This is a genomic window from Parageobacillus sp. KH3-4, assembly GCF_022846435.1.
GTDB lineage: Bacteria > Bacillota > Bacilli > Bacillales > Anoxybacillaceae > Parageobacillus > Parageobacillus thermoglucosidasius_A.
Genome location: NZ_AP025627.1, coordinates 3,028,195 through 3,042,729, shown reverse-complemented (window position 1 = coordinate 3,042,729; position 14,535 = coordinate 3,028,195). Strand labels below are relative to the sequence as shown.

Annotated in this window: 8 protein-coding genes and 1 pseudogene; 7 read left to right on the top strand and 2 right to left on the bottom strand. The window is 43.0% G+C overall.

Annotated elements, in window-relative coordinates:
• The first annotated feature begins 72 nt into the window (after window positions 1-72).
• A complete protein-coding gene (locus MWM02_RS15290; protein WP_244402369.1) occupies window positions 73-2,928 on the top strand; it encodes an EAL domain-containing protein in 2,856 nt (951 codons plus the stop codon).
• A 44-nt stretch (window positions 2,929-2,972) separates the two neighbouring features.
• On the opposite strand, the gene MWM02_RS15285 is transcribed toward MWM02_RS15290, so the two are convergent.
• Window positions 2,973-3,521: a DUF2777 domain-containing protein gene (locus tag MWM02_RS15285; protein ID WP_244402368.1), complete on the bottom strand. Its 549-nt coding sequence runs from the start codon at window positions 3,519-3,521 to the stop codon at window positions 2,973-2,975.
• A 276-nt stretch (window positions 3,522-3,797) separates the two neighbouring features.
• Here MWM02_RS15285 and asnB point away from each other — a divergent pair, with 276 nt between their 5' ends.
• Window positions 3,798-5,645, top strand: a complete 1,848-nt coding sequence (gene asnB / locus MWM02_RS15280) for an asparagine synthase (glutamine-hydrolyzing) (protein ID WP_244402367.1) — start codon at window positions 3,798-3,800, stop codon at window positions 5,643-5,645.
• A 511-nt stretch (window positions 5,646-6,156) separates the two neighbouring features.
• On the opposite strand, the gene MWM02_RS15270 is transcribed toward asnB, so the two are convergent.
• Entirely contained in the window at window positions 6,157-7,923 is a 1,767-nt protein-coding gene (locus MWM02_RS15270; protein WP_244402366.1) for an alpha-glycosidase, read from the bottom strand.
• Between the two features lie 251 nt (window positions 7,924-8,174).
• Between MWM02_RS15270 and MWM02_RS15265 the strand changes: the two genes are divergently transcribed.
• From MWM02_RS15265 to MWM02_RS15245, 5 genes and pseudogenes are all read left to right on the top strand, one after another.
• The gene (locus MWM02_RS15265) at window positions 8,175-9,452 is read left to right on the top strand and encodes a sugar ABC transporter substrate-binding protein (RefSeq protein WP_244402365.1); all 1,278 of its coding nucleotides are present in this window, start codon (window positions 8,175-8,177) and stop codon (window positions 9,450-9,452) included.
• 69 nt (window positions 9,453-9,521) lie between these two features.
• Entirely contained in the window at window positions 9,522-10,802 is a 1,281-nt protein-coding gene (locus MWM02_RS15260) for a carbohydrate ABC transporter permease (protein ID WP_244402364.1), read from the top strand.
• A complete protein-coding gene (locus MWM02_RS15255; protein WP_064552521.1) occupies window positions 10,802-11,644 on the top strand; it encodes a sugar ABC transporter permease in 843 nt (280 codons plus the stop codon). The genes MWM02_RS15260 and MWM02_RS15255 overlap by 1 nt, the downstream gene beginning before the upstream one ends.
• A 73-nt stretch (window positions 11,645-11,717) precedes the next feature.
• Window positions 11,718-13,247: pseudogene (locus MWM02_RS15250) on the top strand (alpha-amylase family glycosyl hydrolase).
• A 94-nt stretch (window positions 13,248-13,341) separates the two neighbouring features.
• Window positions 13,342-14,367 carry a LacI family DNA-binding transcriptional regulator gene (locus MWM02_RS15245; protein WP_064552520.1) on the top strand — a complete coding sequence of 342 codons (1,026 nt, stop codon included), beginning with the start codon at window positions 13,342-13,344 and terminating at the stop codon, window positions 14,365-14,367.
• The last annotated feature ends 168 nt before the right edge of the window (window positions 14,368-14,535 follow it).

Here is a 14,535-nt window from a genome sequence, read left to right as displayed (position 1 = left end):
AAAATGTGGTATGTTAGTAGAAAGAATATTTTGTAAATTTTTCTAACATTCACATAAGTGTGGTGAAACAAAATGAACGTGTACCGTCTTCATTGTCATGATACAAAACAATTGCATGACTTTATCGCACAGCACCACCTTGCCCAATATGAACATATTTTTGTGCAAATAGCGGCGCATAAAGCGGAGCAGCCTGAACTTTGCAAAATAATTGAATTGCTTCGTCGCTGTCTCCCGCAAGCGCAGCTATTTGGGATGACATCTGGCGAATCTTTCGGTTTTGGCGATCGGTTTTTCATCTGTTTTACAGTATTTGAAAAAGTTAGCGTTCATTCTGTGTTGCTGCCATATAAGGAGTTTACCAATGAACTTGAGCTTGCGGCATATATTTCGGATGCGCTTATAACGGAAGAAACGAATCTTCTTCTTTTATTTACCGATCAAGACAGCAATTTTCATTCGCTTATTCGCCATATGCCGTTGGTAAACGATCAAACTGTTGTTATTGCAGGACGAATGAAGGAAGGAGGGCATTTGTTTTCGCATGAAGGGATTGTCGCTGGCGGCATGATCGCGATTAGTTTTAACGGTTCTTCTTTGCGTGTTCAACCATCATATCCGTTTTTATGGGAACCGGTTGGCGTCACTTTTCGAGTCACGAAATGCAGCGGAAACAAATTATACGAGCTTGATGGGAAAAAAGCAGCAAGATTGTTGCAACGTTATTTAGGAAAGGAATTTATCGATCGTTTGCCTTTTTCAGGAGCGGAGTTTCCGTTCGTTATGGAGAAAAATGGGCATAAACAATGTTTATCGATTGTAAAAGCAAATAAGGATGGTTCGATTGAAATAAATGGCCATGTCGATCCAGGCGAGACGGTTAAGCCTAGTTTCGTTCCTTTGCCGTCGCTATTTTCGCATATGTCCGATGAATTAACGAAATTGGCAAAAAAGCCAGCGGAAGCGATTTTTTTCTATCAAAGTATGGCTGTGCAAGGTTATGTATCTCCTGCACTGCAGCAAATCACTGCAACGCTGGAACAAATTGCTCCTACTTTTGCGCCGTTTTCCTTTGCCGAACTAGTAACAAAAGATAGATATGTTCCTGTACATTCAGCGGCGTTTAGCATGGTCGCGTTATCGGAAGAGAATCACCGCAGAGCCGATAGCGGAGTTTCCGTTTCTTTGGAGATTCCAAAGACTTTGCAAGGAGTGATGACGCTTGCGCATTTTCTATCCGTTACTTCCCGGGAAATGGAGCGGCTTCGCGTTTGTATGCAAATATCGCAATCACTTTTTGAACATAATACAGATATTGTGTATTCTACTGATTTACATGGCAATTTAACGAGCGTGAATCCCGCATTTGAAAAAGTGCTTGGCTACAAAAGAGAGGAAGTTTTGCATACGAACGCTTTAAAATACATCCATCCGAATGATGTGCGCCGCGTCAGCATGCATTTTTATCGGGCGTTGCGCGGAAAAATCCAATATTATAATTTGGAGATCCCGACAAAATCAGGGAAAACGCTATTGTTCCAAATTAAGAACGTTCCGATTATTGTTGATGGGAAAAAAGTGGGGATTTATGGGATTGGCAGGGATATTACCGAACAGAAAAAAGCGGAAGAAAAAATTTCATTTTTAGCGTATTATGACCCTGATACTCATCTGCCAAACCGGACAAAGTTTATGGAAACCATCGCCGAACAGCTGGAGAAGGCAAAGCGAAAAAATCGAAAGCTGGCGGTTGTATTAATCGATTTAGATCGTTTTAAGCGCATTAATGATAGCGTAGGGCATTATGTGGGAGATGAGATTTTAAAACAAATCGTTCAACGCATCCTTCATGTTTTGCCGATTGGAGCGCATTTAGGAAGATTTCATGGAGATAAGTTTTGTTTGCTTTTAACGGGGCGAATCAATTCGGAAAGAGTGTTTGAAACAGCAACTCGTATTTCCAAAGAAGTGATGAAGCCAATTGTGTATGAAGGAAAAGAATTTTTTATTACAGCAAGCATCGGAATCAGCTTTTATCCAAACGATGGAGTTGATACACATTCGTTGTTGAAAAATGCGGATATCGCTGTAAACAGGGCAAAGCGGAGCGGGGGAAACCGCGTTCAATTTTATTCTGCGGAAATGAACGATGAAACGCTATACCGTTTAGAAATGGAAGGGTATTTGCGAAAGGCGCTAGAAAAGCGAGAGCTTTTTCTATGCTACCAGCCGATTGTCGATATAACTACAGGAGAGATTGTCGGCAACGAAGCATTGATTCGCTGGCGACATCCTAAGCTGGGGCTTGTTAGGCCGGATGAATTTATTTCACTAGCAGAAGAAACGGGGCTCATTCATGAAATCGGAAGATGGGTATTGGCAACGGCTTGTAAGCAAACAAAACAATGGCAAGAATTAGGGGATAAGCAACTTTCTATATTTGTCAACGTATCAGCGGCGCAATTTCAGCATGAAAGTTTTATTGAGGATGTAAAACGGGCGTTAGCGCAATCACGGCTCTCTCCGAATTGTTTACACTTAGAATTAACAGAAAATTCTATGCTTCGCAATCTTCATCACAGCATTCAAGTAATGAAAGAATTACAGCGGCTCGGTGTCGGTATTGCAATTGATGATTTTGGCAGTGGATACGCTTCTTTTAGTTATTTAAAAAATTTGCCGGCAAACATATTGAAAATCGATCGCTCGTTTATTAAGCAGCTCCATACAAATTCTTCCGATATTGCTATTGTAAAGGCGATCATTACGATGGGGCATGGATTAGGGTTAAAAATAGTAGCCGAAGGGGTTGAAACGGTCGAGCATCTCAAATTGCTAGAAATGCTCCGTTGCCATTACGTGCAAGGATATGCGTTATATCGGCCGGTAACCGCGGAAGAGTTATCAACGTATATAACGGCAAGGTAAGCCCTAAATAGAAAAAACGGGGAAAGAATGAGGCTCTTTCCCCGTTATCCGAACTGCGCGCAAACAAACCGCTTTCCGGTATTAAACGTGATTTCAAAGCGGTCTTTGCATGTTTTTCCACGCTCATAGTAATGTTGGACATTGCCGACGAGTTCGGTGTTATCGTAAATGATAAAATTAACGCCTGCATATTTTTCAAATAATAGCCCATTATAGCAGTATAAGCAATCGTATAAAGAAAAGCCGTGTTCATTCAACCATTGCACAAAACGAAAGAACGTTTTGTCGGAAAGCGATTCAAGCCATTGCTGATAAGCGTATGGAAGCCGTTTGCGAAATCGGACGCGATCGCCATTTTGTAGTGGAAAAGAGCTGATGCCTATATCGACGCTTCCGCCTTTTTGAAGTTGGCCATACATCCACTGGCCGTGACGGAAAACCTCTATATTCCTTTCCGCCATTTCCTCAAGCAACGACGCTTCCTCATCTTCTCCGTCAAAAAAGATCCACTCGCCGTTTACAAATTCTACCGTTCCTTGCGTGTAGGCGCGTTTTTGTTCATTGATGAATGGAAGGCGATGTTCGATATCCAATTTTCTTTCTCCTCCTTTATTTTCTGTTTTGCCAAATTGTCCCTGATTTATACGCAACGTTCTTACGATCGGACAATTCATCGAAATGAGAAGTGCTGCATAAAATGGAATCATGCCAATATGGAAGGCGTTAATGAAAAAAACAGAGGGATGGCAAAGTGCGGCGCGGGCGAAAACAGGACGATTGCCGCAGCTGGACAAAAATGGAGACCGGAATGAGTTACGCTGAAAACAAAATAACTTTTTTCTCATTTGTTAAAGAAAGGATTGGTTCATATGTGTGGTATCACCGGTTGGGTTGATTTTCAGCGCGATTTGCGAACAGAAAAAGAGACGATCTTTAAAATGACAGAAACATTGGCGAAACGCGGGCCCGACGATACAAATGTTTGGTTTAGCGAGCATGCCGCATTTGGGCATAAGCGCCTTATTGTTGTTGACCCAGCAGGTGGCAAACAGCCGATGACAAGAATAAAAAACGGGTATCGTTATACCGTTTGTTATAACGGAGAGCTGTACAATGCAGAAGACATTCGTAAAGAATTATTAAAAAAAGGGTATACGTTCCGAGGGCATTCGGATACGGAAGTATTGTTAAACGCATATGTGGAGTGGAAAGAACGCTGTGTCGACTATTTGAACGGAATTTTCGCTTTTGCGATTTGGGATGAACAGCGCAAACAGCTATTTTTAGCACGAGATAGGCTTGGCGTAAAGCCGCTTTTTTACCGGCATGCCCACGCTGGCATTTTATTTGCTTCGGAAATGAAGGCAATTTTGGCGCATCCGGATGTAAAAGCCGAAGTGGAATATGAAGGATTAGCCGAAGTGTTTGGGCTAGGCCCGTCGCGGACGCCGGGGCACGGAGTGTTTCGTGGAATGAAAGAATTGCGACCAGCGCATGCTTTAACGTTTTCCCGCGAAGGAATAAAAGTATGGCGCTACTGGAATGTACAAAGCGATGTGCATAGTGATTCGTTAGAGGAGACGGTAGAAAAATTGCGTTTTCTTCTGATTGATGCTGTTACGCGCCAGCTTGTTTCTGATGTGCCTGTTTGCACATTTTTATCAGGCGGGGTTGACTCGAGTGCTATCACCGCCATTGCTGCATCGGCGTTTGCGAAAGAAGGAAAAGGGCGGCTCCATACGTATTCCATTGATTATGAAGGAAACGACCAATATTTCCAAGCAAATGATTTTCAGCCAAATGCGGATTCTCCTTTTATTGAACTGATATCAGAAACTTTTCAAACCATTCATCACCACTGCGTTATTAGTCAAGAAGACCTGTTTGACCATTTGCGGGAGGCAGTGGTTGTCCGGGATGTTCCAGGCATGGCTGATGTGGATTCTTCTTTGCTATGGTTTTGTAAACAAATTCGCAAAGACTTTGTTGTTAGTTTATCCGGAGAATGCGCCGATGAAATTTTTGGTGGCTACCCTTGGTTTCACCGTCCAGATGATTTAGAGAGAAGGGGATTTCCATGGATGCGGTCGACGGAGGCGCGGATCGATTTATTCAAAGAGGAATGGAAAAAGAAACTGCGGCTCGATGAATACGTGCAAACGCGCTTTCGCGAAACGATTGCCGAGGTTCCAAGGCTGGAAGGGGAAAGCGCGGAAGATGCCAAGCGGCGCGAGTTGTTTTATTTGAATATGATTTGGTTTATGACGACGCTTTTGGATCGAAAAGACCGCATGAGCATGGGCGCCAGCATAGAAGTCCGCGTGCCGTTCGCCGATCATCGGTTAGTAGAATATGTTTGGAATATTCCTTGGGAGATGAAAATGTACGGCAACCGCGAAAAAGGGATTTTGCGCAAGGCGCTGGAAGGAATTTTGCCAGAGGAAGTGCTATATCGCAAAAAAAGCCCATATCCGAAAACGCACCATCCGTTTTATACAAAATTGGTAAAAAATTGGGTAAAAGAATTATTACATGACCGCTCGTCGATCCTTTATGAATTTTTCGATCTTAAAAAATTGGAAGAGTTAGTGGAAACAGAAGGGAAATCATTTCAAGTGCCTTGGTTCGGGCAGCTAATGACGGGACCGCAGCTGTTGGCATACCTCGGCCAAGTGCACGTATGGTTTCAGCACTACGGCATTGCGATAAAGGAATAAAGAAGAGCTGCGATAAGCGCAGCTCTTTTTATCATAAACGAGCGGGAAATCCTGCCACTTCCACTACAGGGAAGTAGGAGAGGCAGTTTCGATATGTGGAATAAACCCATACTTTCGAACGCCAGCGCCATCACATAGCCATTTATCAGTGATAAACGAAATTCATACCCCAATCAAGCGGTGCATACATGCCGAACGGCATATGCGTACTGATTGCGATTCAGCAGCTCACTCACCCCTATGATTTCATCTTGACTACATTACACAATGCATGTCAAAAACAATAGGAATGAGTTTTGTGCAATATTGAATTATTACCGCTTATCCAAAGCAAAAAAAGGATAAACAGGAACAAATGAAACGATTGATGCAATTGCCAAGCTGGCAGGAATTGAGGATGGCGTTTATTTTTCAAGACTTTTGAAAAAGATGGACGGACTGATGCCGATGGTGTATCGGCGCACGGTGCATCGGGAGGAGGAAAAGCGAGGAAGGAGGCTGCCCTCGCTTTTTACCGATCTTGCACTTGATAGAGAAGAAAGCCATATGGAGGAATTATGGCACGCAATCCTTCGCCCTCAGCAACAAGCCGCTCCTCCGTCCATAAATTGACGAGCCGTTTTCCTTTTAAAGACAAAGGAACGGTGATGTCAATCTCCTTGCTGCTATTGTTGATCATGACGAAAATCGTTTCATCAAGATAGGTTTTCGTATATATTAAATGGTTTGATTCATCGCTTGCCTCTATAAATGTAGTTTTTCCCAGTCTGAAAGCGGGATGGGCTTTGCGAAGCGCAATCAGTTTTTTTACATGCTCCAATATATCTCTATTTTGCTTTTCTTCCTCCCAAATCATGCATTTCCGACATCCTGGATCTTGCCCGCCGGTCATGCCAATTTCATCGCCGTAGTATATGCATGGCGAACCAGTAAAAGAGAGCTGAAATAAAAACAACAGCTTGACCTTCCGCACATCATTGTCGCATACTGTTAAAATTCTTGGTGTATCATGGCTGCCAAGCAAATTAAACGCCACCTCGTTGACGTTTTCTGGGTACGAATGAAGAACATTAGTCATTATATTGGCGAATTGTTTGGCACCAATTTCATTTTTCGCAAAAAAGCGGATTGCTCCGTTGGTAAACGGGTAGTTCATGACGGCATCGAATTGGTCGCCGCGCAGCCATGGCATCGCATCATGCCAAATTTCTCCGAGAATATAAACATCGGGTTTTATAGATTTTACTGCCTGACGGAATTCGCGCCAAAATTGATGGTCTATTTCATTGGCCACATCGAGCCGCCAACCGTCGATGTCAAATTCCCGAATCCAATAGGTCGCTACGTCTAACAAATACTTTTTCACTTCGGGATTTTCCGTATTTAGCTTTGGCATCTGGGCGACAAATGCAAATGTGTCATAGTTTGGCCTCGGTGTTGTCTGAAGCGGAAATTCGCGAATATGAAACCAATCTTTATATTTGGATGTTTCCCCGTTTTTTAGCACATCTTGAAACGGTGCAAAATAGTAGCCGCAATGATTAAATACCGCATCTAACATGACGCGTATCCCTTTTTCATGACAAAGATCAACTAGTTTTTTGAATGTTTGTTTATCGCCAAAGTGAGGATCAATTTCGAAATAATTGGTTGTGTCGTATTTATGGTTAGAAGGTGCGTGGAAAATAGGCGTTAAATAAATGCCATTAACGCCAAGGTCGACAAGATAATCGAGATGATGGATAATCCCTTCTAAGTCGCCGCCGAAAAAGCTCGTTGATGTCGGTTCTTTACTTGCCCATGGCAGTGTTTCTTCTGGATTGATAGATGGATTCCCGTTAGCGAAGCGTTCAGGGAAAATCTGATACCAAACAGTGTCTTTCACCCATTCCGGTGCATGAAATACGTCTATTTTATTTAAAAACGGAAAGCAAAAATAGTAAGCTGTATCGTCTGTCGGTGCCTCGTGATAAAAGCCTTTTTCTGTATATACTGTTTTTTCATTTCCGGACGTTAATTCAAATCCATAGCGAAGGCGACGATATGGGGGAATCACTTCGATAAACCAATAGTCAAATAAATCGTCGGATCCGCTTTTTGCCATAGGTGCACGATTTAGCTGCCAGACGCTATCTTTCCATTCATATGGATCAGCGTAAAGAAGATGAACGGTTTCCACATCATCCTTCTTTGTGCGCAGGCGAATATGTAATGTTTGTTCGTCGTATGCGTAAGCAAAGTTATCTTTTGGACGGTGATAAATCGCTTCTTTGAACATTCTTGGCACCCCTTTAAATAAACGCAATCGTTTGCGCATTGATCGCTTTTTTATTTAAAGAGTAGAATAATTGAATAAAAAAGTCAAATTTTATTGAAAAAAGCTTGTAAAATGAAAAATAGGCGGTATAATGAAAGTGAATGGTGCAATCGTTTTCATTAAAAATGGCATTATTTTTTTGTGCAAACGATTTCCTAAAGCGATTGTGCTGCCAATGAATTTATTTATGATTCATTTTAGGAGGGGGACGTATGAGAAAAGCCGTTTCGCTGTTTATGGCCATGATTCTCATGATCGGTGTATTGGCTGCTTGTGGTCCGAAACGGGATGTTGAGCAGGTGAAAGAAAACAACAAAGGGAATGCAACAGAAAATGTAAAAAAACCGGAAAAATTAGTGGTCTGGGTAAATGATGAAGAGAAACAAAAGCAAGCATTAAATGACATCTTTAAAAAATATACGGAGAAAACAGGAATTAAAGTGGAAACAGTCGCTGTGAGCATGCTTGATCAGGCGAAAAAAATTGCGTTAGATGGTCCAGCAGGCAAAGGCCCTGACATATTTTATCAGCCACACGACCGTATTGGCGACATTGTTCTCCAAGGTTTAGCTGATCCGGTTGATCTTGGCGACGCAAAAAGCGAATATAGTAAAACGGCAATGGATGCGGTTACTTATGATGCACAGACTTATGGCGTGCCGTTTGTCGTGGAAACATACGGCTTATTTTACAATAAAAATTTAGTGCCTGAAGCTCCGCAAACAATGGAAGAACTGATGAAAATCGCGAAAGAAAAAACAACCCCATCCAAAGATCGATACGGCTTCTTGATGGAAGCAGCTAATTTCTATTTTGTCTACCCATTCTTTGCGGGATATGGCGGCTATGTATTCCGTAACGAAGATGGAAAAATGGATACAAGCGATATTGGCTTGGCGAATGATGGTGCTGTCAAAGGTGCTGAGCTTGTCCAATCTTGGTTTGAAAACGGATACATTCCAAAAGAAATTAATCAAGATGTCATGAATGGCTTATTTACGAAAGGAAATGTAGCAACGGTAATCAGCGGCCCGTGGAATATTGCCACCTACAGCGATGCGCTAGGGGACAAATTGGCAACTGCGCCGCTTCCGGTATTAGAAAACGGGGAGCATCCAAAATCGTTTGTCGGTGTGAAAGCATGGATGTTATCTGCTTATTCGAAAAATAAAGAGTGGGCAACGGACTTGATGAAGTTTATCACAAATGAAGAAAACTCGCTCCATTATTATGAAGTCGCAGGGGAAATGCCGGCAAATGAAAAAGCATTAACGAACGAAAAAATTAAAAATGACCCATTAATTTCTGGATTCGCAGAACAAATCCAATATGGCGAACCGATGCCAAATGTACCGCAAATGTCGCAAGTATGGGATCCAATGGGCAATGCGCTACAGTTTATTGCCAAAGGCGATAATCCAAAAGAGGTGTTGAAAGAAGCGGTAAAAACGATTCAAGACAAAATTGCCGCCAGCGGTGGAGGACAATAATTATTGAAGTCAATGGTGGATAGAGCCGTTTCTATCCACCATTCTTATCACGTGTAAGGGGGATTCACCATGTCTGGGAAAAAGATGCGCCATCATCCTGCTGTTGCTGTTATTCTTTCCATCCTTTTTGCAGGCTTGGGACAATTATATAACCGGCGTTATGTAAAAGGAATTTTATTTATTGTTATTGAAGCTGCATTTCTAATTACATTTTATAATTTTTTAAATATCGGATTATGGGGGCTTATTACATTAGGAGAAATCCCGATGGTGGACCATTCGATTTTCCTGCTGATTCAAGGGCTAGTATCTGTCATTATCATCGCATTCGCGGCCGTTTTGCATTATTTCAATATTATCGATGCGCGTAAAGATGCGCTGCGCCTGCAACGAGGAGAGCCGTTTCCGTCGCTCCTGGAATCATGCAGAAACGCATGGGATAAAGGATTTCCATATGTATTTGTCACACCAGGGCTGATTATGCTTTTATTTATTGTTGTGCTGCCGCTGCTTTTTATGGTGTCGCTGGCGTTTACGGACTACAACTTGTACAATTCGCCGCCGCGTCATCTATTGCATTGGGTTGGCTTTAAAAACTTTAAAAATTTAGTATCGGTTCCAATTTGGCAAGATACCTTTTTCAGCGTCTTTGCCTGGACAATTGTCTGGACTATTGTCGCAACGACATTGCAAATTGCACTCGGCTTGTTTTTAGCGATACTCGTCAATGACCCGCGCATTAAGTTTAAACGCTTTATTCGCACGGTTTTAATTTTGCCTTGGGCGGTGCCGGCATTTGTCACCATTCTTGTATTTGCGGCGATGTTTAACGATAAATTCGGAGCGATCAACCGTGATATTTTAAGTGCTTTCGGCGTCATGATTCCGTGGATGACCGATCCATTTTGGACAAAAGTAGCCCTTATTTTAATCCAAACATGGCTCGGATTTCCGTTCGTATTTGCTTTATTTACCGGAGTTTTACAAAGCATTTCCCGCGATTGGTATGAAGCAGCCGAGATGGATGGGGCAACGCGCTGGCAAAAGTTCCGTTCAATTACACTGCCGCACGTCTTGTACGCGACAGCACCGCTGTTGATTATGCAATATGCCGGCAACTTTAACAACTTTAATATTATTTATCTATTCAACGATGGCGGCCCGGCTGTGCGCGGGCAAAACGCTGGAGGAACAGATATTTTAATTTCTTGGGTATATGATTTGACGTTTACGACGAACAACTACAATATGGCTGCAGCGATTTCGATTATTATCGGATTGGTCGTGAGCGGTTTTGCCTTGTATCAATTCCGGCGCACACGTTCCTTTAAAGAGGAGGGGAACATTTAATGAATCAGAAAATAAAATCACGCATCGAAGTGGCATTGATATATTTATTTATTGCATTCATGTTCGTTGTCATTGCCTATCCGCTTCTTTGGACAATCAGCATGTCGTTAAATCCGGGTACAAGCTTATATTCCGCTTCGTTAATTCCGGAAAAACCGTCTTTAGAACACTATAAATGGCTGTTTACGAGTCCGCAGAGCAATTATTTGTTATGGTATAAAAACAGTTTATTTGTCGCGGCCATCAATGCGATTTTATCCGTATTTTTTACTGCATTAATTGCTTATGCGTTTTCCCGCTACCGGTTTGTCGGGAGGAAAATGGGGCTGTATTTGTTTCTTGTGCTGCAAATGTTTCCGTCTTTAATGGCGATGGTTGCTCTTTATATTTTGTTAGACATGCTTCATCTTTTAGATTCGTTATGGGGGCTGATTTTAATTTATGTCGGAGGACAAATTCCATTTAACGCCTGGCTTGTGAAGGGATATTTTGATACGATTCCGCGCGAACTTGATGAAGCGGCGCGCATGGATGGAGCAGGGCATTTTGGCGTGTTCTTTCGCATTATGCTTCCGCTGGCAAAACCGATTTTGGCCGTTGTTGCTTTATTCAATTTTATGGCTCCGTTTACCGATTTCTTATTGCCGTCGATCGTGTTGCGCGACCCAGAGAAATATACGCTTGCAGTTGGATTGTTCAATTTTATCAATGACCGTTTTGCCAATAACTTCACGCGATTTGCGGCTGGCTCGATTTTAATTGCGGCTCCGATTGCCATTGTATTTTTATTTTTGCAGCGTTATTTAATTTCCGGATTAACGGCGGGTGGAACAAAAGGGTAATAATCATTATGATAGAAGTGATATTATCCCTTTCCGAAAAGCAATGATATTATGAGCAAAGGAGGAAACGGAAATGGGGAATCGAGTATTCGCTCTATTTGTACTTCCGTTTCTTCTTTTTTATGCGCTTCCGGTACAAGCAGCTGAAAAAGAAGAGCGAACCTGGAAGGATGAAACCATTTATTTTATCATGGTCGACCCGTTTTAACAACATGGACCCAAGCAATGATTGCGATGTCAACGTCAATGACCCGAAAGGCTATTTCGGCGGGGATTTAAAAGGAGTGACCGCCAAACTCGATTACACTAAAGAGATGGGGTTTACGGCGATCTGGCTGACGCCGATTTTCAAAAACGAACCGGGCGGGTACCATGGCTATTGGATTCAGGATTTTTACAAAGTCGATCCGCACTTTGGCACGATGGAAGATTTAAAAACGTTAGTCAAAGAAGCGCATAAACGCGGGATGAAGGTCATTTTAGACTTTGTCGCCAACCATACCGGCTATCATCACCCATGGCTGAGTGACCCGACAAAAAAGGATTGGTTCCATGAGAAAAAAGAAATTTTCGACTGGAGTGATCAAAAACAAGTGGAAAACGGCTGGGTGTACGGCCTGCCTGATCTGGCGCAGGAAAATCCGGAAGTGAAGCGCTATTTGATTGATGCGGCGAAATGGTGGATTAAACAGACCGACATCGACGGTTACCGCTTAGATACGGTTCGCCATGTGCCAAAGTCATTTTGCCAGGAATTTTCCCAATGAAGTCCGTAAAAAAAGACTTTTTCCTTATTGGCGAAGTATGGAGCGATGATCCACGCTATATCGCCGATTACGGAAAATATGGCATTGACGGATTTGTCGATTGCCCGATTTATAATGCGATAACGAAAACACTGACGAAACGCGATCAATCGCTGCGCCCGCTTTACGACGTATGGGAATATAATAAAACGTTTTATGACCGTCCGTACTTGCTTGGCACGTTTTTGGACAACCATGACACGGTCCGGTTTACGAAGCTGGCGATTGACAATCGGCAAAATCCAATTTCACGAATCAAGCTTGCCATGTCTTATTTGTTTTCCGCTCCTGGCATTCCGATTATGTACTACGGAACGGAAATCGCGTTGAATGGGGGAGAAGATCCGGATAACCGCCGCTTAATGGATTTCCGTGCCGATCAGGGAATCATTGATTACATTAAAAAACTCGGCCAATTGCGCAAAGAACTTCCTTCTTTACGGCGCGGCGATTTTATCCTGTTATACGAAAAGGATGGCATGGCGGTGTTCAAGCGGCATTATAAAAAGGAAACAACGGTGATCGCCGTTAATAATACAGGAAAAATACAAAAGGCGCATATCACGAATGACCAGCTGACGCCGGGAAAAGAGCTGCGCGGGCTGCTTGCCGGCGATTTAGTGCGGAGCGACCGCGACGGCTATGATACTATTATTAATCGCGAAACAGCAGAAATTTACGCGCTTACCGATAAAACAGGGATCAATATTCCTTTCATCATGGCGATTGTCGCTGTTTACGTATTATTTATCTTATTTTTGTACCTTGTCAAAAAGCGGTCAAAACAGGCGACGTAAGCATAGCGTTCCAAAATAGTAAAAATGAATGATTATATACAACATAGCGTGATAAAAATTATACTATGGATAAAAAGCGAATGGGGGAGTGAAAATGAACGTCACGATCAAAGATGTCGCGAAACGAGCAAACGTGGCTCCCTCCACGGTTTCCCGCGTTATCGCCGACAGTCCGCGCATCAGCGAGAAAACAAAGCGGAAAGTGCGCGAGGCGATGAAAGAACTGGGATATCACCCAAATTTTATCGCGCGCAGTTTGGCAAACCAAGCGACGCAAGTCATCGGCATCGTCATGCCGAGCGCAGCGGAACAGGCGCTGCAAAACCCGTTCTTTCCAGAAGTCATCCGCGGCATCAGCAAGGCAGCGCATGAGAAAAAATACGCCTTGCAAATGTCCACAGGCGAAAAAGAAGAAGAAATTTACGAAGGGGTTGTGGACATGCTTCAAGGCCGCCGCGTCGATGGGGTGATTTTATTATATTCGCGCATCAATGATAGGCTGATGAAATATTTACAAAAAAACAAATTCCCATTTGTTGTTATCGGGAAGCCGCATCAAAAGTCGGAGCAAATCACCCATGTCGATAATGACAATTACCGAGCGGGCAAAGAGGCGACCGAGTATTTGATCGCGCGCGGCCATGAACGAATCGCTTTTGTCGGCGGAAACAAAAAATATTTAGTGACTGTCGACCGCCTGAACGGGTATGAGACAGCGTTGAAAGAAGCTGGCCTTCCTTATCGGGAAGAATATATTATGCACGAAGAATTTTTGCAGGAAGGCGGCCAAGAGGCGATGAAAGGATTGCTTTCGCTCACCGATCCGCCGACGGCGCTTGTCGTTGCCGATGATTTAATGGCGCTTGGCGTGTTAAAAACGTTGGACGAAATGAATTTGCGCGTTCCTGACGATATTTCAATTGTCAGTTTCAACAACACATTGTTAGCCGAAATGTCGCGCCCGCCGCTGACATCGGTCGACATTCACATTTTCCAGCTCGGCTATGAAGCGACGAAAAGTCTCATTGAAAAAATCAGCAACCCAAACGAGCCGGTCAAGCGCATTATTATTCCACATCGGATTGTCGAACGGCTTTCGTGCGGTTGCTATCAGAAATAAACGGCTGACACAAGCGGCCACCCTGCACATGGTCGTTTGGCGTCAGCTTTTTTAAATTGGGGAAGTTTATTTACCATGAGCAGATAGTTTGTATGTTTCTGATTGGAAAATTAAATTAGCAGGAGGAATAGACGAGAGGAAGACTTTATTAGCATGGTATGTGGTTTG

What these genes read in the sequence shown, in the direction of transcription:
- MWM02_RS15290 (WP_244402369.1), top strand. Translation starts at nt 73, where the DNA reads ATGAACGTGTACCGTCTTCATTGTCATGATACAAAACAATTGCATGAC.
- asnB (WP_244402367.1), top strand. Translation starts at nt 3,798, where the DNA reads ATGTGTGGTATCACCGGTTGGGTTGATTTTCAGCGCGATTTGCGAACA.
- MWM02_RS15270 (WP_244402366.1), bottom strand. Translation starts at nt 7,923, where the DNA reads ATGTTCAAAGAAGCGATTTATCACCGTCCAAAAGATAACTTTGCTTAC.
- MWM02_RS15265 (WP_244402365.1), top strand. Translation starts at nt 8,175, where the DNA reads ATGAGAAAAGCCGTTTCGCTGTTTATGGCCATGATTCTCATGATCGGT.
- MWM02_RS15260 (WP_244402364.1), top strand. Translation starts at nt 9,522, where the DNA reads ATGTCTGGGAAAAAGATGCGCCATCATCCTGCTGTTGCTGTTATTCTT.
- MWM02_RS15255 (WP_064552521.1), top strand. Translation starts at nt 10,802, where the DNA reads ATGAATCAGAAAATAAAATCACGCATCGAAGTGGCATTGATATATTTA.
- MWM02_RS15245 (WP_064552520.1), top strand. Translation starts at nt 13,342, where the DNA reads ATGAACGTCACGATCAAAGATGTCGCGAAACGAGCAAACGTGGCTCCC.